The sequence below is a fragment of the Clostridium sp. AF27-2AA genome (genome assembly GCF_003478505.1).
GTDB lineage: Bacteria > Bacillota > Clostridia > Lachnospirales > Lachnospiraceae > Brotaphodocola.
The window spans coordinates 1-19,244 of the sequence record NZ_QUFI01000024.1 but is presented as its reverse complement, the minus strand read 5'-3'; the positions used below and the strand labels follow the sequence as shown (position 1 = coordinate 19,244).

General features: G+C 49.3%; 18 protein-coding genes and 2 tRNA genes. 17 read left to right on the top strand and 3 right to left on the bottom strand.

The window, feature by feature from the left end; genetic code table 11:
* Window positions 1–87 precede the first annotated feature (87 nt).
* Window positions 88–1,137: a hypothetical protein gene (locus DWY84_RS12685; protein WP_147354296.1), complete on the top strand. Its 1,050-nt coding sequence runs from the start codon at window positions 88–90 to the stop codon at window positions 1,135–1,137.
* An 11-nt stretch (window positions 1,138–1,148) separates the two neighbouring features.
* Complete coding sequence (locus DWY84_RS12680; protein WP_118533744.1) at window positions 1,149–2,057, top strand: DUF3137 domain-containing protein; 909 nt, start codon at window positions 1,149–1,151, stop codon at window positions 2,055–2,057.
* Window positions 2,058–2,181: 124 nt separating this feature from the next.
* Here DWY84_RS12680 and DWY84_RS12675 read toward each other — a convergent pair whose 3' ends face one another.
* A complete protein-coding gene (locus DWY84_RS12675; RefSeq protein WP_118533743.1) occupies window positions 2,182–3,111 on the bottom strand; it encodes a LysR family transcriptional regulator in 930 nt (309 codons plus the stop codon).
* A gap of 145 nt (window positions 3,112–3,256) precedes the next feature.
* Between DWY84_RS12675 and aspA the strand changes: the two genes are divergently transcribed.
* The 7 genes from aspA (at window position 3,257) to DWY84_RS12640 (ending at window position 9,800) form a co-directional block, all read left to right on the top strand.
* On the top strand, window positions 3,257–4,693 hold the full coding sequence (gene aspA / locus DWY84_RS12670) for an aspartate ammonia-lyase (protein WP_118533742.1): 1,437 nt from the start codon (window positions 3,257–3,259) through the stop codon (window positions 4,691–4,693).
* A gap of 131 nt (window positions 4,694–4,824) precedes the next feature.
* Entirely contained in the window at window positions 4,825–5,451 is a 627-nt protein-coding gene (locus DWY84_RS12665) for a cyclodeaminase/cyclohydrolase family protein (RefSeq protein WP_118533741.1), read from the top strand.
* Between the two features lie 69 nt (window positions 5,452–5,520).
* A complete protein-coding gene (locus DWY84_RS12660) occupies window positions 5,521–6,354 on the top strand; it encodes a bifunctional 5,10-methylenetetrahydrofolate dehydrogenase/5,10-methenyltetrahydrofolate cyclohydrolase (RefSeq protein ID WP_118533740.1) in 834 nt (277 codons plus the stop codon).
* A 23-nt stretch (window positions 6,355–6,377) separates the two neighbouring features.
* On the top strand, window positions 6,378–7,007 hold the full coding sequence (locus tag DWY84_RS12655; RefSeq protein WP_118533739.1) for a flavodoxin family protein: 630 nt from the start codon (window positions 6,378–6,380) through the stop codon (window positions 7,005–7,007).
* A 91-nt stretch (window positions 7,008–7,098) separates the two neighbouring features.
* On the top strand, window positions 7,099–7,596 hold the full coding sequence (locus tag DWY84_RS12650; protein WP_118533738.1) for a GNAT family N-acetyltransferase: 498 nt from the start codon (window positions 7,099–7,101) through the stop codon (window positions 7,594–7,596).
* 223 nt (window positions 7,597–7,819) lie between these two features.
* Window positions 7,820–8,422 carry a cytidylate kinase-like family protein gene (locus DWY84_RS12645; RefSeq protein ID WP_118533737.1) on the top strand — a complete coding sequence of 201 codons (603 nt, stop codon included), beginning with the start codon at window positions 7,820–7,822 and terminating at the stop codon, window positions 8,420–8,422.
* Window positions 8,412–9,800 carry an MATE family efflux transporter gene (locus DWY84_RS12640; RefSeq protein WP_243024848.1) on the top strand — a complete coding sequence of 463 codons (1,389 nt, stop codon included), beginning with the start codon at window positions 8,412–8,414 and terminating at the stop codon, window positions 9,798–9,800. The genes DWY84_RS12645 and DWY84_RS12640 overlap by 11 nt, the downstream gene beginning before the upstream one ends.
* 341 nt (window positions 9,801–10,141) lie before the next feature.
* Here DWY84_RS12640 and DWY84_RS12635 read toward each other — a convergent pair whose 3' ends face one another.
* On the bottom strand, window positions 10,142–10,342 hold the full coding sequence (locus tag DWY84_RS12635) for a hypothetical protein (RefSeq protein ID WP_118533736.1): 201 nt from the start codon (window positions 10,340–10,342) through the stop codon (window positions 10,142–10,144).
* A 62-nt stretch (window positions 10,343–10,404) separates the two neighbouring features.
* Between DWY84_RS12635 and DWY84_RS12630 the strand changes: the two genes are divergently transcribed.
* Complete coding sequence (locus DWY84_RS12630; RefSeq protein ID WP_118533770.1) at window positions 10,405–12,105, top strand: AAA family ATPase; 1,701 nt, start codon at window positions 10,405–10,407, stop codon at window positions 12,103–12,105.
* 74 nt (window positions 12,106–12,179) lie between these two features.
* Here DWY84_RS12630 and DWY84_RS12625 read toward each other — a convergent pair whose 3' ends face one another.
* Window positions 12,180–13,010: a deoxyribonuclease IV gene (locus tag DWY84_RS12625; protein WP_118533735.1), complete on the bottom strand. Its 831-nt coding sequence runs from the start codon at window positions 13,008–13,010 to the stop codon at window positions 12,180–12,182.
* 238 nt (window positions 13,011–13,248) lie between these two features.
* On the opposite strand from DWY84_RS12625, the gene DWY84_RS12620 reads away from it, so the two are divergent.
* From DWY84_RS12620 to DWY84_RS12590, 7 genes are all read left to right on the top strand, one after another.
* Entirely contained in the window at window positions 13,249–14,415 is a 1,167-nt protein-coding gene (locus DWY84_RS12620) for an aminotransferase class I/II-fold pyridoxal phosphate-dependent enzyme (RefSeq protein WP_118533769.1), read from the top strand.
* Window positions 14,416–14,599: 184 nt separating this feature from the next.
* Window positions 14,600–15,433, top strand: a complete 834-nt coding sequence (gene truA, locus DWY84_RS12615) for a tRNA pseudouridine(38-40) synthase TruA (RefSeq protein ID WP_118533734.1) — start codon at window positions 14,600–14,602, stop codon at window positions 15,431–15,433.
* A 37-nt stretch (window positions 15,434–15,470) separates the two neighbouring features.
* Window positions 15,471–16,667, top strand: coding sequence for a cation diffusion facilitator family transporter (locus DWY84_RS12610; protein ID WP_118533733.1), 1,197 nt, complete (start codon window positions 15,471–15,473; stop codon window positions 16,665–16,667).
* A gap of 86 nt (window positions 16,668–16,753) precedes the next feature.
* The gene (locus DWY84_RS12605; protein WP_243024847.1) at window positions 16,754–17,266 is read left to right on the top strand and encodes an RNA polymerase sigma factor; all 513 of its coding nucleotides are present in this window, start codon (window positions 16,754–16,756) and stop codon (window positions 17,264–17,266) included.
* A 6-nt stretch (window positions 17,267–17,272) separates the two neighbouring features.
* Window positions 17,273–18,820, top strand: coding sequence for a hypothetical protein (locus tag DWY84_RS12600; RefSeq protein ID WP_182434953.1), 1,548 nt, complete (start codon window positions 17,273–17,275; stop codon window positions 18,818–18,820).
* Window positions 18,821–18,956: 136 nt separating this feature from the next.
* Window positions 18,957–19,028, top strand: a tRNA-Gln gene (locus tag DWY84_RS12595).
* Window positions 19,029–19,057: 29 nt separating this feature from the next.
* A tRNA-Gln gene (locus DWY84_RS12590) sits at window positions 19,058–19,129 on the top strand.
* Window positions 19,130–19,244 lie beyond the last annotated feature (115 nt).

Below are 19,244 nucleotides of genomic sequence, written 5' to 3'. Positions count from 1 at the left end.
AATATCAATGGTCGGAGGTGCTCATATGCCAAAAACAAAATGGAATCTGAATACCATATACATATCGGAAAGACTGGGGAAAGTGATGTGCTGGTCAGCTTCATTGATGAATATGGAGACAATACAGAACTGATCTGGATCTGGGATCCGGTGGAGCGCTATGTGTTCCGGGAAGATCTTTCTACCATTGCCATCGGTGACAGTGACCAGGATGCCGAACAGGATATGCATCTGGAAGCAGACGCGGATCTGGTTACGAATCTGGAAGACTATGTGGGACTCTGGGAATACCAGGGGGAGAACCGCTGGCTGCGCATCCACGATGATTTCACATGGGAATTTGTAAATGATCAGGATGATGTGATTGAATCCGGTACGCTTTGGGTGGAAGAAAACGGAATCACCCTTCACTTTGATGGAAGCGGTGACACCCTGCAGCTTGACCTTACGGTCAGCGGCGATCTGATGGATCTTACCAATGGCGGAAGTCTGTTTCCGGTAGAAGCAATCCAGTCCAGCGTGCCTTATTTTACCAGAAATGGCCTGGAAATGAATGCCGAAGTGGAGCTTGGTACATTCCTGCTGGCGAATGGCGCAAGCAGCTATTCCGGGAAAGGTAATGGCTACCGCCGGAGTGACTGCTATTGGGAGATTACGAAAAGGGCGGACGATATCCATGATGGCATCCGCGATTTGCACTTTGACGCAATCTGCTATATCCCGGAAAGCGCAATTTCAAGTGCTGCGAATGGAACAGTCGTTGTGTCCAGCGAACTGTACGATGCATATACTGGCATGTGGCTGACAGCGGGATCCACATTTAACAACAGCAGCCGCGGCGACAACTATTATCTTCATACCGTCAGCTGGAGAGGAAACAGCTATCTGATCGAATTTACCTATTCCACGGACTGGAATTTCCAGGTGGGTGACTGGGGAGCGGTTCTTACCAAAAGCTATTCTGTCTATATGCCGGCTGATTACGATGGACTTGTGTTCGCGGCTCAGGCGGAGCCGGACACCTATCAGGAAAGTGCCAGAAAGATGCAGATGGACAGCATCTCTCCGGAAGCCTGTGTTCTGGATCTTGATACGTTAGACCCCTACAGCAGTCTGTATTTCAGCCTTTGCGACTAAGGAGGAGTTTTATGAAGAAAAAAATAAGCGGTTTCGATTCCCCAAAACCGATAAAGATGACAGATGAGCAGTTGTCGCAGGAACTGCATAAGAGTAAAGGCGGCAGGGCTGGTGGAAAGCTTCTTTCGCTATTGGGTGGAGCTGTAATTGTACTGGGCATTATTCTGGGCGGAAATATGGTCTTAATCATTGCAGGCGCTGTGCTGCTTGGCCTGGGGCAGATGACGCATGGAAGGGTCAGAGATAAGGCGAGCCAGCAGACCTTTGACACCATCGCGCCTGATATCCTGAACACAGTTTTTGAGCACATAGAAATGAACAGTACGACGCATCTTTTAAATGCGGAGGATACGAACATTCCGCTGCCCAGCCATAATTACTGCAGCGGCAGCGGGTATATCCGGGGAACATATCATGGTATGACCGCAGAGCTGTGTACCGTGAAGCTGACGGATGTAAATGAATTCCAGCGTGAGGAGACCGGTCTGTGGGAAAAGAATGAGCGGGAGATTTATACGGGTCAGTGGATGCTGTGTGAACTGGATCAGGAATTTCCGACCTGGCTTACCATCTGGCCGCGGGACAAAATGGATAAACTGTTTCATGCTCAGACAATCAGGACCGGAAATGCGACCTTCGATAAGCGCTTTAATCTGAGCAGTGACAACGAACAGGAAGCACTTCGTATCCTGAACAGCAGCCGGACAGAGCGGATCCTGAATCTGACGGACAGATCTTTTGGGAAATTTTCCATCAATCTGAACCGGGACGGGAAGCTGTATATTGCAGTCCACAGCGGGCAGGCATTTTTTGATATTGGTAAGGGAACAGAAAATCCCGGGCAGCTCCGTCAGCGCTATGCCCGGGAAATGAAGTGGTTTACAGACATGGCGGATGTATTCCGCATCTCCAGTCTCTGAGATACAATTTGTATCCGGATCGGAGGTTTTGGTTTTATGAAAATCAATACACTATGAAATGCCGGATGATATAGACAAATATCTATAAGGAATATAGAGAGATGGAAACATTGGAATCAATTGGTTAGATCATATCCAGGAAGGCGCTGACTACTTTCGGCATATACCGGCTGCGCTTGTAATAAAAATTTACTTCCCGGAAGGCATCCTGATGGTTTAGCTTGTAGTACACCAGATGCTCCTCATCCGGTACATGGCGGATCAGGGTGTCGGAACTGAAGGAGATGCCCATGCCCTGGCGGGACAGGTTGTAGGCTGTGATCTGCTGGTCCAGCTCCAGACGTACCTTTGGAAGAAAATGGGCGTTATGAAAAATCCGGTCCGCGCGTTCCCGGGTGTCATTTCCGCCTTTTAACAGCAGGAAGCTTTCATTCTGAAAATGTTCCAGGGAGACCGGAGGAATACGGGAGTTTAAATGACGTTCTTCCAGGATGTCAGTGGCGGTCAGCGCGTAGTTTTTCATGGTCTCATTGACTGCAAAGCGAGCCGGAACCGTGAGCAGCAGATGCTCTTCGCAGAAAAAGCGTTTACCGTAGACGGAACTGTCCATACTCCGGTTGTCAATCAGAAGATCCAGGGAGCCGGAGAAGAGCCGCTCGGTCAGTTCCGCGGTGGTGGCCTCCATCAGATTCAGGTGCACCTGGGGATACTGCTCATTAAAGCGGGAGATCAGCGGCGGCAGCACATAGGATGTAAAAAGGTTGGTACCGCCAATGGAAAGGGATCCGCTTTTTAATTCACGCATATCGTTGATATAATTCTGAAATCCGTTTTCCACATCCATAATGATCTCAATGGATCGGATGTACTCCTTTCCCAGATCGGTGAGCTGAATGGGATTGGAACTGCGGTCGAAGATGGGGAAGCCAATCTGGACTTCCTCTTTTTTGACTGCGGCACTCAAAGACGGCTGGCTGATAAACAGGTTGCGGGCGGCTTTGGAAAAGCTCATTTCTTTGTAAACCTCGTAGACATAGCGCATCCCCTGAAACATAAATCCTCCTGATATAGATTATAATCTATAAAATGTATGATTTTATAAGTATTTGAAAATAGTGTAGTGCCAATTTATACTAAAGTCAAGAGGAAATGATGTCTGGCAGCAGACATATTCATATGATATGCAGGAGGATAAAAAGATGCAGGAAGATGGAAAGAAATATCGTCTGGAGCACGATTCCATTGGAGAAAAAGAGGTGCCGGAGGATGCCTATTATGGTGTGCAGACCCTTCGTGCCTATGAGAACTTTAATATTACCGGACTGAAAATGCACCCGGAGCTGATCAACAGTGTGGCACAGATCAAGAAGGCAGCAGCCATCACCAACTTTGAGGTAGGAGAGCTGGATAAGAGAAGAGCATCTGCCATCACCCAGGCCTGCGATGAGATCATTGCCGGAAAGCTGCATGACCAGTTTATTGTAGACCCGATCCAGGGCGGTGCGGGAACTTCCTTAAATATGAATGCCAACGAAGTCATTGCCAACCGGGCCATTGAAATTCTGGGAGGAAAAAAAGGTGAGTATAATCTGGTAAACCCCAATGATCATGTAAACTTTGGCCAGTCCACCAACGATGTATTTCCATCCTGCGGCAAGATGGCGGCATTAAAGCTTTTAGGCAATGCCCAGGAACAGCTGAAACGCCTGGAAGAGGCGCTGATGCAGAAAGCCCAGGAATTTGATTCTGTCATCAAGATGGGACGCACCCAGTTGCAGGATGCAGTGCCGATCCGTCTGGGACAGGAGTTCCACGCTTACGCATCAGCCATCCGCCGGGATATCAAACGCTTTGAGAATGCAAAAGAAGAGATCCGCTGCCTGAACCTGGGCGGTACCGCCATCGGAACCGGCCTGAATGCGGATGTACAGTATTTCCACCGAGTTGTAAAAAATATGTCCACGCTGACCGGCGAGGAGCTGGTGCAGTCCTACGATATGATCGACGCTACCCAGAACCTGGACAGCTACGCTTCGGTGTCCGGCATCGTGAAAAACTGTGCCGTGAACCTGTCCAAGATGTCCAATGACCTGCGACTGATGTCTTCCGGTCCGAGAACCGGTTTTGGCGAGATCAATCTTCCAGCGAGACAGAATGGTTCCTCCATTATGCCGGGCAAGATCAACCCGGTTATCCCGGAGGTTGTGAATCAGGTTGCGTTCAATATCATCGGAAATGATGTGACCATCACCATGGCAGCTGAGGCCGGACAGCTGGAGCTGAATGCGTTTGAGCCGATCATTTTCTATAATTTATTTGAGTCCATCGAGACACTGACCTATGCAGTAAAGACTCTGGTAGATAACTGCATCACCGGCATCACCGCCAACAAAGAGCACTGCCGCAGGCAGGTGGAGAACAGCATTGGTGTCATCACGGCCATCTGTCCGTATGTGGGTTATGAGACCGCAGCCAACATTGCAAAAGAAGCGCTGCGTACCGGCCGCCAGGTCAGAGACCTGATCCTGGAGAAGGGTCTGATGGACGAGGAACAGTTAAACACCGTTCTGGATCCGTACACCATGACCGAGCCGGGCATTCTTGGAAAAGATCCGATGGAGCAGCTGCGGGGTTAACGAGAAAAAGAGCATACAGAAATACCATTTGGACAATCAATCAGGAACACCAGTCTATTTCCAGGACTGGTGTTCTTTGTTTTGATATGGTATAATCGTGAAATGATATTTTGAAAAGGAAGGATTCTCTGATGATAGAAAAAGAATTGATGGGTCTCTGGCTGAATAGCCTGGCCTCCAAGGCTCCGGTTCCGGGCGGCGGCGGAGCATCAGCAATCGGCGGAGCTCTGGCGGCAGCGTTGGGACAGATGGTTGCGAACTTAACGGTTGGAAAGAAAAAATACGCAGATGTAGAAAAAATAATGCAGGAACTGCTTGGAAAGCTTCAGGCACTGCAGGAAGATTTTCTGGATCTGGCAGACCAGGACGCAAAGGCTTTTGCGCCTCTGGCAGCAGCCTATGCCCTTCCGGCATCCACCGAGGAAGAAAAGCAGGAGAAGGTACGCATTATGGAGGAAAATCTTCTGGCTGCAAGCCTGGTACCTCTTCACATGATGGAGAAGGCTGTTGAGACCTTGACGTTTCTGGAGGTTCTCGGGGAAAAGGGAAGCCGCATGGCTGTGTCCGATGTAGGCGTTGCCGTACAGTTTGCCCGCACCGCATTGACCGGAGCAGTCATGAATGTCTATATCAATACCAAATCCATGAAGAACCGGGAAAAGGCGGAGGAGCTGAATACAAAGGCCAGAGAACTGATTAAAAACGGAACAAAGAAAGCAGACGAAATATACGAAAAGGTGTTAGAGCAGCTCACCTGATGAATTGACGTCCTGGTGCCTGTTGAAATACAGGTGGGCGAGTATCAGAAGGAACGAGGGAGGAAATCCATGAGAGTATTAAAAGGCGCAGAGGTTTCTGCAAAGATCAAAGAAGAGGTACAGGCAGCACTTGCAAAATGCAAGGGTGCAGCTCCGAAGCTGGCCATCATCCGTGTGGGAGAGAATCCGGATGATATGTCCTATGAGCGCGGTGCCACCAAAAAGATGGAGAATTTTGGCCTGCGGGTGCAGTCTTATGTGTATCCGGCAGATATTACCGATGCTGATTTCAAGGCAGAGTTCACAAAGATCAATGAGGACCCGGATGTGACCGGAATCCTGATGCTGCGTCCGTTGCCGAAGCAGATCTGTGAGAAGGATATTGAGGGCATGATCGATCCGGCAAAGGATCTGGACGGCATCTCCCCGGTTAATATCGCAAAGATATTTGAGGGAGATGACAGCGGTTTTGCTCCGTGCACGGCAGAAGCCGTCATTGAAGTGCTGAAAGCAGCAGAAATCCCGATGACCGGAAAACGCGTGACCATCGTAGGACGCAGCATGGTTGTGGGCAAACCGCTTTCCATGTTAATGGTGAAGGAAAATGCCACAGTAACCATCTGCCATACCAGAACCAAAGATCTGGCAGGCACCTGCCGCAATGCGGAGATCCTGGTGGCTGCAGCCGGACGGGCGAAAATGCTGAACGGCGATTATGTTGCTCAGGATGCTGTGGTGATTGATGTGGGCATCAATGTGGACGAAAACGGAAAACTCTGCGGCGATGTGGATTACGATACCATCCAGGACAAAGCCCAGGCGGCAACTCCGGTGCCGGGCGGTGTCGGAGCCGTGACCACGGCGGTGCTGGCGAAGCATCTGGTAAGAGCTGCGGGACTGTAAAACAAATAGAAGGAGATATTCACATGGCAAAAGTATTACTGATTAATGGAAGTGGAAATGAGCATGGCTGTACCTTCACTGCATTGAGTGAGGCGGCAAGGGCATTAAACGAGGAAGGTGTGGAGACTGAGATCATCCAGCTTGGAAAAGATGCTATCCGCGACTGTATCGGCTGCGGTTCCTGCGGAAAGCTGGGCCGCTGTGTATTTGATGATGATCAGGTCAATCTTGTGGCTGCAAAAGCAAAAGAGGCAGATGGCTTCATTTTCGGAAGTCCGGTTTACTATGCGCATCCGAGTGGCCGGGTGCTTTCTTTCCTGGACAGGCTGTTCTATTCCGCAGGCAGCGCGTTTGCGTACAAACCGGGAGCTGCCGTACTTTCCGCAAGACGCGGCGGAACTACGGCATCCTTTGATGTGCTGAACAAATATTTTGGCATCAGCAATATGATGACCGTTGGATCCCAGTACTGGAATATGGTACATGGCAACAAGCCGGAGGAGGTGCTTCAGGATCTGGAGGGCCTGCAGACCATGCGTACTATGGGCCGCAATATGGCCTGGATGATCCTGTGCATTGAGGCCGGAAAGGCAGCAGGCATTACACCGCCGACCGGCCGGGAAGAGCGGGTCAGAACCAATTTCATCCGATAGCTCAGACTGTTTTCGGCCGGACGCATGCCGGAAAAGGGCTTGGATAAATGAAAATCATGTTAGAATTCGCAATCAGAAAGGACCTGACGATATGGAAATCAGAAACGCCCAGATGACGGATCTGCCGGAAATTTTAAAACTCTATGCGGAAGCAAGAGCTTTCATGCAGGCGACCGGAAATGGCACGCAGTGGGGAACATCTTATCCGCCGGTGGAGCAGATAGAAGCAGATATCCGGGCAGGAAAAAGTTATGTCTGCGAGGCGGACGGTGTATTGGCCGGAGTGTTCTATTTTTCAGAGGAACCCGATCCGGATTATGCAAAGATTTATGAGGGAAGCTGGATTGGGACCGGAACATATCATGTCATGCACCGGGTGGCAGCGCCGGGCCGTGTGAAGGGGGCTGGTTCTTTCTGCATCCACTGGTGCGCAGAGCACAGTCATGGAGATTTGCGGATTGATACTCACCGGAATAATCTTCCGATGCAGCATGTGCTGGAAAAAATTGGATTTACCAGATGTGGCAAGATTTATCTGGCCAATGGAGAGGAACGCCTGGCGTTTGAGCTTTTGCCCAAAACAATCTGACCAGGTTCCTGACAGCTGATTCCAGCGCAGGTGCGGATTTGTATTGTTTGCTGTATGATGCAGGGAAAATAGCGGGAAAATTGTGCATAATTTTGTCGGAAACGGTAGCTTTCTGTGGATAAACATGCTAAGATGAAAGCACGGCATTCACAATCTTTTTTGTTTTTACATGCGAAAAAATGAAAGTAAAACAAAAAGCGATACCGGAGAGGAGGAAACAATTATGAGCAGAGTCATTACCATAAGCCGTGAGTTTGGAAGCGGCGGCCGTGAGGTGGGATTTCGTCTGGCGGAAAAGCTTGGCATCCCGTTTTACGATAAAGAGATCATTTCCATGGCAGCGGAGGATACAAATATTTCGGAAGATGTGTTTCACAGCCATGATGAGGTGATTGGAAACAAGGAACGGATCGATCACGATTATGTGTCTGTAAATCCGTTTTCTCCACTATATGAAGTTCCGGTATCAGACCAGGTATTTATGGCCCAGTCCCAGATTATCAAAAAACTGGCTCAGGAGGGCCCATGCGTCATCATCGGACGCTGTTCGGATATTCTGGTGGAAGATGGATTCCATGTATTCATCTGCGCCGGCATGAAGAAGCGCGTGGAGCGTATGCTGGCTTTAGAGCCGCAGGAGACTGCAAAAAAGATGGAAAGCCGTATGCGTCAGATCGATCAGAAACGCCGCGATTATTACCAGTATTACAGCGGAAATGAGTGGGGAAACCCAAGAAACTATCACTTAAGTTTGAACAGCGGAAAACTTGGGATAGAAAAGTGTGTTGATATGATCCTGGAGAGTTTGAAGCTGTATGAGCAGTAATCAGAATTTAAAAGAATATAATAAAATGGATTCAAAGAAGAATCAGACATCTGCGGTCAGCATGACAGAAGGATCCTTGTGGAAGAATATCTTTCTGTTCAGCTGCCCGCTGATTTTTTCCCAGCTGCTGGAGGTCATGTTTAATTTAAGCGATGTGGCTGTTGTAGGGCGCTTTGCGGATTACCGGGCACTGGGATCGGTGGGCTCCACCAGCCTTCTGGTGACGCTGTTTACCGGATTTCTCATTGGCATGGGCGCTGGCGTGAATGTCCGCGTGGCCCATGGCCTGGGAGCCGGAAACCAGAAAGAGACAGAGGAGACGATCCATTCCTCTTTTCTGATCTGCCTTGTGACCGGACTTCTGATCTGTGTGGTCGGCCTGACCAGCTCCAGAGCGTTCCTTGTTCTTCTGCATACGAAGGACGAGCTGATGGAGGGTGCGGTCAATTACCTTCAGATCTATTCTCTGGGTATGCCTGCCATGGGACTTTACAATTTCGGCAACGGCGTTATGAGTGCCCGAGGTGACACCAAACGGCCGCTGGTGTATCTGCTTATCGCAGGAGTCCTGAACGTGATCATGAACCTGATCTTTGTCATCGGGCTTCATATGGCAGCAGAAGGTGTGGCTATTGCCAGTGTCATGGCTCAGTATACATCGGCCGGCCTGGTTTTACATCATCTGTGGAGACGGCGGGATGTCTGCAGACTTCAGCTTCGCAAGGTGTGTTTTCACAGAATGGCAGGTAAGGCTGTTTTAATGCTGGGAATTCCCGGAGGACTGCAGCAGGCAATCTTTGCAATCGCCAACCTGTTTGTACAGGCGGGAGTCAATTCCTTTGACGCAGTTACGGTTTCGGGAAATGCGGCAGCAGCCAATACCGATCCGCTGGTCTATAATTCCATGTTTGCGTTCTATACAGCCTGCGCCAGCTTCATGAGCCGCAATCTGGGCGCAGGAAAAAAGGAACGGGTATTGAAAAGCTATTTTATCTGCCTGACATATGCTTTTTCAATCGGAGCGGTTCTGGGTGGATGTTTCTTCTTATTTGGCGATGGGTTCTTATCCCTGTTTGCAACAGAGCCTGCCGTGATCCATGCGGGAAAGGAACGGCTTTCCATCATGGCCTTTTCGTATGCGATCTCAGCATTTATGGACTGTTCCATCGCAGCCTCCCGCGGAATCGGAAAGAGTGTCGCACCTACAGTGATCGTCATTCTTGGTTCCTGTGTATTCCGTGTGATCTGGGTATTTACGATCTTTGCCCATTTCCACACGCTGACATCCCTGTATCTGCTTTATGCATTTTCGTGGATCATTACAGGAGCGGCAGAGGTGGCGTACTTCTGGAGGAGCTACAGGAAGATTGCAATATAAAAATTTAAGAGCGTAGATCGCTACAGGTCCGAAGCCGGTAATCCCGGCATACCGCTGTGCAAAATATGGGTATTGTGTTCGGACGATGCAGCTGACAGATGTTTGCGGATAGTCGGACAAGATGTCCGCCTCCCTCAAACACCAGTCGCTGCATAGCCGGACACGTATACCCATATTTATGCTCCGCGGAATGCCGGGATAACCGGCTTCTACTGTATTGGCCCCACTAAGAAAAGATAGACACAGCCAGAACGGTACTGATAAGAGCCATGATTTCCAGCTTTTACCAGTACCATTCTGGCTGTGTTTTTTATTACCGTAGAATAGCAGGAAAGCAGAAGCTAAACCATCCAGGTTTTTCTGGTAAATGCAGTCCCGTCTTTGTTGATCATGGGAATGTAGTGGAGTTCCGGATCGTTGCGGAAAAAGCGGCTGTCGGATATGATGCTGTATCCCAGAGCGTGGAAGCCTTTGGCAATCTGCTGTTTCTGACCGGGAGAGGGCGGTCGCTTTTTGCCAAAGATAAGAATTGTAGCCATCATTATTTCGTGGTATCATAAACCCAGAAAGATGCTTGAAAAATGATGAAAAGGTGGGTGACAAGATGGCAAATCTGAATATTCCGGTTGGTGTTTCTGATTTTGCGGAAATACGCAAAAATGGATATTACTTTATTGATAAATCGGAACTGATTGAAAAACTGGTAAAAACAAAAGTCACTAAGGTAACACTGATCACTCGTCCGCGCCGTTTTGGAAAGACCCTCGGCATGAGTATGCTGGCCAACTTTTTTGATATCCGGAAAGACAGCCATGAATTGTTTAATGGTCTTGCGATTTCCAGAAATTCCGGACTTTGCGCAAACTGGATGAACCAGTATCCTACGGTTTTTCTGACATTAAAAGATGTAGATGGGCTTGATTTTGAGTCAGCGAAAAGTATGCTTCAGAGAAGAATTGCGGAACTGTGCAGGCAGTATTTTTATCTGACAGAAAGCGAGAAAGTAAATCCATTTGATAAAAAGATTTTTTTGCAGCTTGTCGATGTAGTGGATGGAAAGACAACCGATACGATGCTGAAAACAAGTCTTTCCCTGATCATGCAGATGCTTCATGACTATTACGAAAAGCCGGTGATCCTTCTGCTGGATGAATACGATGTGCCGCTGGCAAAGGCAAGCGCGCATGGGTATTACGACCAGATGCTGGATATGATGCGTGCCATGATGAGCACCTCTGTGAAGGATAACAGCAATCTTCTTTTTGCGGTAGTGACAGGCTGTCTGCGTATATCCAATGAGAGTATTTTCACCGGAACAAATAATTTTGTTTCAGATTCGATTGTAAAATCAAGGCTGAATGAATATTTTGGCTTTACCAGCCAGGAGGTAGGACAGATTCTGGAGGATTCTGGTTATCAGAATGAGGCAGAGCGGGTTCGTGCGTGGTATGACGGTTATCATTTTGGTGAGTTTGACATGTACTGTCCCTGGGATGTGCTCAATTATGTGTATGATCTTCAAGAACACGAAGAAATCAGCCAGCCGGTCAGCTATTGGAGAAACACTAGTGACAATGCAGTGATTCGTTCTTTCCTTGATCATAAGCAGAATCTCATTACAGCAAAACTGGAAATCTTATTGGGCGGCGGTTATATTATCCAGAAAATCGATGAAAATCTGACCTATGATTTTGATCGGTGTTCTGATGAAAACTTTTGGAGTGTACTGTATCTGACCGGATATTTGACACGGTGCAGGGAGAAAGATTTGCGGCCAGAAGATCGAAACAGAATCCGGGATGGTTTTACCGCGCTCATGATTCCCAATGAAGAAATTCAGGAAATTTACCGTGATACGATCGTAAAATGGTTCATGGAAAGCGCACCATCCTGGAAACCGGAGAATTTGGGCGAGGCTATATGGCGTGGAGATGTGGGGACGATTATTTCAGAAATGAATCGTCTTCTGAGAAAAACCATCAGCTATCATGATTACCGGGAAGATTATTACCACGCGTTTCTTGCGGGAATCTTTACCGGAATCGGCTATGCGGTAGAGTCTAATCGGGAACATGGTACAGGGCGAAGTGATATTGTGATAGCAGATCCGTCCAACATGCGGGTAGTGATCTTTGAAGTTAAGATCGCAGAAGACAGAACAAAGCTTGAACGGGAATGCGAGGAAGCATTAACTCAGATTCGGAATCGCAGCTATGCGGAAGAATTTCTGGAAAATGGAAATGAAGTTCTGTGCTATGGAATCGCGTTTTATAAGAAGGAATGTTTTGTGAAGAGGATAGAATAAGGATCATAGAAAAAATAGAAGCCAAATGGTAACACATGGCTTCTATTTTTTTGACGTAATCATGTTGGTTTACATTACTCCGCCTGCTCCCGCATCAGCGCAATCTCCTTCGCGTACCCGTCCAGCTCATTCGGTGTCTCCAGATAAAAAGGCAGATCCTTCAGTGCCGGGTGCTGCACGACGCGGATCAGAGCCTCCTGTCCGATGCAGCCTTCGCCGATCCGGGCATGGCGGTCTTTGTGGGCACCGAGGGGATTTAAGCTGTCATTTAAGTGGATGGCGCGGAGACGGTTAAGACCGATCACGCGGTCGAATTCGGTGAGAACTTCGTCCAGATGGTTTGCGATGTCGTAGCCACCATCCCAGACATGGCAGGTATCCAGGCAGATGCCCAGGTGGCTGTTTAAGTCTACGCGGTCGATGATCTCACGCAGTTCTTCAAAGCGGCCTCCGATTTCGCTTCCTTTTCCGGCCATGGTTTCCAGAAGAACGGTGGTGGTCTGCTCTGGCTTTAAGATGGCGTTCAGCATGTCTGTGATATAGGCAATGCCGGTTTCCACGCCCTGTTTTACATGGCTGCCCGGGTGGAAATTGTAGCAGTTTCCAGGCGTGTATTCCATGCGCAGCAGGTCGTCTGCCATGGTGCGGCGGGCGAAATCACGGATTTTTTCGTCCGCGGAACAGGCATTTAAGGTGTAGGGCGCATGGGCGAGAATGCGGCTGATTCCGTGTTCTCTGGCAAATCCCAGAAATGCGGAAACATCATCTGGATCAATATCTTTGGCCTTTCCGCCCCGGGGATTGCGGGTGAAGAACTGGAAGGTGTTGGCGTTTATTTTTACAGCCTCTTTTCCCATGGCGAGGTAGCCGCGGGAAGAGGAAAGATGACATCCGATGGTAAGCATGATGATGAGTCCCCTTTTCATATGATATTTATGTAAGAACGCTTCTGGCAATAACAGGCCGAAACCGTTCTTTTTTACTATAGAGGATAGACGCAGAATTGTAAAGTTAGTCGAGACTTTTTAAGAAAACTGTGGTAGAATAAGCCTGATCTTTTTGAAAAATATAGATATGGATACAAGGAGATTTGGAGTTGCGCAGACAGCAGCGGACATGTGCCAGGTTACGGAGGAGAACATTATGGAATTCGCAGAGAGAATGAACCGGTTTGGAGAAGGTGTTTTCTCCAGACTTGCAGAGATCAAACGCCAGAAGCTGGAGGCAGGAGAGAGTGTGGTGGATTTAAGTATCGGCGCGCCGAACATTCCGCCGGCCCAGCACATTCTGGATGTGCTCTGTAAGGAAGCAGCCGATAAAAGCAATTATATTTACGCCATCAACGATCAGAAGGATCTCTTACAGGCCGTTTCCCAGTGGTATGAGCGCCGCTATGGCGTGAACCTGGACCCGGATACAGAGATTTGCTCCCTGCTCGGTTCCCAGGAGGGACTGGCCCATATTGCCATGTCCATCGTGGATGAGGGAGATCTGGTGCTGGTGCCAGATCCATGCTATCCGGTCTTCGCGGATGGACCGCGTCTGGCTGGCGCAGAGCTTTACTATATGCCGCAGAAAAAAGAGAATGGTTATGTGATCCGTCTTTCCGACATTCCGGAGGAGGTGGCACAGCGGGCAAAATTCATGGTAGTTTCTTATCCGAACAATCCGACCGCCGTGATGGCACCGGACTCTTTCTATGAGGAACTGATCGCGTTCGCGAAGAAATACGACATCATTGTTCTTCACGACAACGCCTACAGTGAACTGGTCTTTGATGGAAGACACTGTGGAAGCTTCCTTCGTTTTCCGGGCGCGAAAGAGGTTGGCGTAGAGTTTAATTCCCTTTCCAAAACATACGGTCTGGCCGGAGCGAGAATCGGTTTCTGCGTGGGTAATCCGGAAGTTGTAAAGCATTTAAAACTGTTAAAATCCAATATGGACTACGGCATGTTCCTTCCGCTTCAGAAGGCAGCCATTGCAGCCATCACCGGGGACCAGTCTTGTGTGGAGACCACCCGCGCGGCCTATGAGAAGCGCCGTGATGTGCTCTGTGACGGCTTAAGTGACATTGGCTGGAAGTTCCCGAAGCCGGAGGCAACCATGTTCGTGTGGGCTCCGGTTCCGGAAAGCTTCACAAGCTCCGAGGTGTTTGCGGTGGAACTCGTAAAGCGAAGCGGTGTCCTGGTAACACCGGGCAGCGCTTTCGGTCCGTCCGGAGAGGGCTATGTGCGCATGGCTCTGGTACAGGATGAGCCGGAACTGAAACAGGGCATTGCGGCGATTGACGCCTGCGGAATCCTGAAATAAAAAACGGAACAGTTAGAACTGGAGAAAGCGGAACGCAAAGAGAATTGCTTCATGACAGCACGGGAAGAATCTGCTGCAGGCTGATCGGAAACAGCAGCGGCGAGAGTACTGTCATGGAGCAATTGTTATAGTTCACACAGCGAGTGAACCGCGTAACGCAATTTTGCGGAGAGGCAGAGAAACCATGAGTCAGAATTATAAAATGATCATACAATATGAAGGCACACGGTATGACGGCTGGCAGAAGCAGGGCAACACGGAAAATACGATACAGGGCAAGCTGGAAAAGGTGCTGGAGCGCATGGCCGGTTTTCCGGTGGAAGTGCATGGGTCAGGCCGCACAGACGCGGGTGTGCATGCAGCAGGGCAGGTGGCGAATTTCCATCTGCCGGATGGATGGAAGCGGGATATGGCGGTGAAAAATGAGTCTGTGGCTGGCGGAAAGCAGCATGGAAACTTAGAATCGGCAGGGAAAAACAAAACGGTTTCTGAATGGATCCGGGCTTATCTGAATCAGTATCTCCCGGATGACATTGCCATAACAGAACTGACTCCGGTGCCGGAGCGTTTTCACAGCCGCTTAAGTGCCGTGAAAAAAATCTATACCTACCGGATTGAGACCGGGGAAAAGCGGGATGTATTCTCACGCAGAATCTGTTACGGACTGGGTCAGGCATTGGATGTAAAGAAGATGCAGACAGCAGCGGATCTGCTCTGCGGTACCCATGATTATAAGAGCTTTTGCGGCAATAAAAAGATGAAAAAATCCACGGTGCGGACCATTTTCCGTATCACCGTGGAGCAGGATGCGGGCAGCGGACTGGTAAAGCTGGAATTTGAGGGAAACGGATTTTTGCAGAATATGGTCCGGATCCTGACCGGAACCCTGATTGAGGTGGGGCTTGGAAAACGGGATGCAGGCAGTATGCCGGAAATCCTTGCGGCACTGGACCGTCAGGCGGCCGGATACACGGCACCGGCAGAAGGACTCTGCCTGCAGCAGGTATTTTATCAATAAGATGTTTTTATGAGGAAGGTATGGCGCAACAGACATTATGATGGATTTTCTGGTAAGACGATTTGTAAAAGATTTTGAAAATGTGGAGAACGTGAAAGTGCGGACGGCTTATGGCATGCTGGCCAGTATCACGGGAATCTGCTGCAACCTGCTGTTGTTTGGCGGCAAGCTGTTTGCGGGACTGGTGGTAAACAGTATCTCCGTTATGGCGGATGCCTTCAACAACCTGTCGGATGCTGCGTCCTCCATCATTGGATTTGTTGGGGTGCGCATGGCGGAAAAGCCGGCTGATGAGGAGCATCCATTTGGACATGGGCGCATGGAATACATTGCAGCTTTTGTAGTGGCCTTTCTGGTCATACAGGTGGGCTTTTCTCTTTTAAAGACGGCAGTGGGCAAGATCCTGCACCCGGAGACCTTAAGCTTCAGCGCACTTTCAGTAGGAATTCTGGTATGTTCCGTGCTGGTCAAGCTGTGGATGGCATCTTACAACCGAAAGCTGGGAAAGCGGATCAATTCCACGGTGATGATGGCAACCGCAGCAGATTCCCTGGGGGATGTGGGGGCAACCTCAGCCACCATCGTATCACTGCTTGTGTTCCGCTTTTTCCATATTAACATAGACGGCATCATTGGACTGGTGGTTTCGGTTCTGGTGTTAATTGCGGGTGTCAACATTGCGAAGGATACACTGGCCCCCCTTTTAGGACAGGCCATTGAACCGGAGATTTATCACCGGATCTCGGCGTTTGTTGAGAGCTACGATGGCATCATTGGCAGTCACGATCTGATCGTGCATAATTACGGCCCGAGCCGCAGTATGGCTTCCATTCATGCGGAAGTACCAAGCAAAGTGGATATTGAAATCTCCCATGCGGTGGTAGATCAGATTGAGCGGGATGCTCTGGAAAAGCTTGGCATTTTTCTGGTCATCCATATGGACCCGGTGGAGACGGACAACGAGCTGGCAGCCATTTTGAAGAAAATGACCATTGATGTGATCCTGCATCTGGATTCCCGGCTGACCCTGCATGATTTTCGCATTGTGCAGAGCCAGGCCCGCATCAATCTGATCTTTGATCTGGTAGTGCCGCGGGAATACACAAAACAGATGCGGGAGGAGCTGACGCGCCAGGTTTGTGAGAGGGTGAGGGAGCGGGATAGCCGCTGCGCCTGCATCATCACGGTGGAAAACAGCTATCAGCAGGAAGAAAATGGCAGTACCAGAAACTGAAAAAACTGTCATTTTCATGCAATAAGAATTGCCGGGAACGCATTAAACTATAAGGAAGGAACAGTCGATTGAATCAAGAGGAACTTTTGAGACAGGTAGCGCATGGTGACCGGGAAGCCTTTCACCAGCTTTATCTGGAGACGAACAGGAGTGTCTACAGCTTTATCCTGTCTATCCTGAAAAATCCGCAGGATGCGGAAGAGGTTTTGCAGGAGACCTATCTGAAAATCTGGACTTCTGCCAGAAGCTACAAGCCGCAGGGAAAACCTCTTGCCTGGATGTTTACCATTGCCCGGAATCTTTGTTATATGAAGTTTCGGGATCAGAAACGCATTGCGGATGTGGGACTGGACGAGCTTTCCGGAGAGGAAACCGGGGAATCGTGTCCGGCACTGGAGCATATGACGGATGCGATTGTACTGAAGGCGGCACTGGAAATATTAAAAGAGGATGAACGTCAGATCGTGCTTTTGCATGCGTCTGCCGGGTTAAAGCACCGGGAGGTTGCGGCTGGTCTGGGCCTTCCGCTGGCTACGGTTTTGTCCAAATATAACCGGGCCATGAAAAAAATGCAGAATTATTTAAGAGAGGGGGAGTGAGTGTAGATGAAAGCGGAGTATCAGAAACGGGAAATGAGCAGCCAGGAAATCGAACAGCATTTGAAGTCCGCGGTAGATGCGCTCGCTCCGGATATCTTTGACAGGCTTGATCTTTCCGTGCCGCAGCAAAAGCCACGGCCTGATGACGGGCGGGAAAAGATCGTAAGCCTGCAGCGGCGTATGCGCGGCATGGCTGTGGCGGCAGCGGCATGCCTCTGCCTGGTGACAGCCGGGGGTGGCGCATGGCATTACCAGTATCAGAACCGTCAGATTGATTCGGTGATCGGCATTGATGTTAACCCAAGCGTGGAGCTTTCCATTAGCCGTAAGAACCGCATCCTAAAAGCGGAGCCGCTGAATGCGGATGCGGAGTCCATTATGGAAGATATGGATTTAAAGGGCGTAGAACTGAATGTAGCAGTCAATGCGGTCATTGGTTCCATGGTGATCCACGGCTATCTGGATGATCTGGACAATGCCATTCTGGTTACGGTAAGCAATGACAGCATCAAAAAAGCAACGGCTCTGCGCAGCAGTGTTGTGGAAGACATTGAGCAGACTCTGCAGGAAAATCAGGTAAAAGCGGTGGTTTATGACCAGCAGGTAATTGAGGAGGATGCGGCCCGCAAGCTGGCAGATACTTACGGGATTTCCTATGGCAAAGCCTATTTTTTAAAGGAACTGATCAGCCAGAATGAGAACCTTACCGAGGCTGATATGAGGCGGCTTTCCACTATGAATATGGAAGAGATTGCCCGGGAGATCGCAAAAGATTCCCTGAACCTGGGTGAGTTCGCGGACAAGGCAAAGAGTCCGCAGGATGCGGAATCAGGAAACGCGCAGCATGCGGAAACAATACAGGAAGCAGAGAAGAACGCAGAGAGCAGCACCGGGTCTGAAGCGGAAGGCACGGGAATTTCAGAAGAGATGAAGGAAAGCAGTGCCGCTGCGGAAAGCATTTCTGAAACGGAAACTTCTGCAAAGCCTGAGACAGAGCCGGAGACGGATGAAGAAATCCGTCAGGGCCGCGTGAAGATCGACTATGTGGATTATGAGGACGGATCCATCTACATTTACTTTGAAGATTATGTTCGCTGGAAGAATCCGACCGTTTCTGTGCGGGACGAAGACGGAAATTCTTATTCCGCTATGGTAGACGAGACCGAGAGTGACAGCTGTATTGTGGAGGTTAGTGGTCTGGAAGACGGAAAGACCTACAGCTTTGTTCTGGGCGGCATCACACGCAAGGGCGACAGCACGGCAACCACGGTAAAGGGTTATTTTGATGCACCGGAGATTGCGGATGAACTGAAGAGTTCAGAAGCATCGGATGAGGAAACGGAAGAAACAGAACACGATCAGGAAAATAGCCAGAAACGACATCCGAATGCGGAATCCGAAACGAGGACCAGCACGGAAACACCGGATGAGAAGCAAACTTCCGAAGGCAGTGCGAAAATGACAGAAGCAAAGCAGCAGGAGACGGAAGACGCAAAAACCAGTATAGAGAGCAGCACACAGAAAGATACAGACAACGGCGGCGGGCAAAACTGAACCGCCGCCGTTGTTTTAATCTTCTGGAATCCGCTGAATCGGTTCTTTTTTTGGAAGAATTAAAAAAATAAAATTTTTTGAAAAAAGTGCTTGACCAAATCGACACTATCGTATATAATAATCCTCGTTGCAGCAATGGGCTATCGCCAAATGGTAAGGCAACGGACTCTGACTCCGTCATTTCAAGGTTCGAATCCTTGTAGCCCAGTTCAAAAACTTCATATTCGATTTGATTATTGGGCTATCGCCAAATGGTAAGGCAACGGACTCTGACTCCGTCATTTCAAGGTTCGAATCCTTGTAGCCCAGCTGCTTAGAAGGCTTCCGCAAATTCGGGAGCCTTTTTTATATGATAGGAAATTCCTCCACTCGGAGGAAACCACACTAAAAATGCCCGCTTTTATGCGGGCACCAAAACAAGACG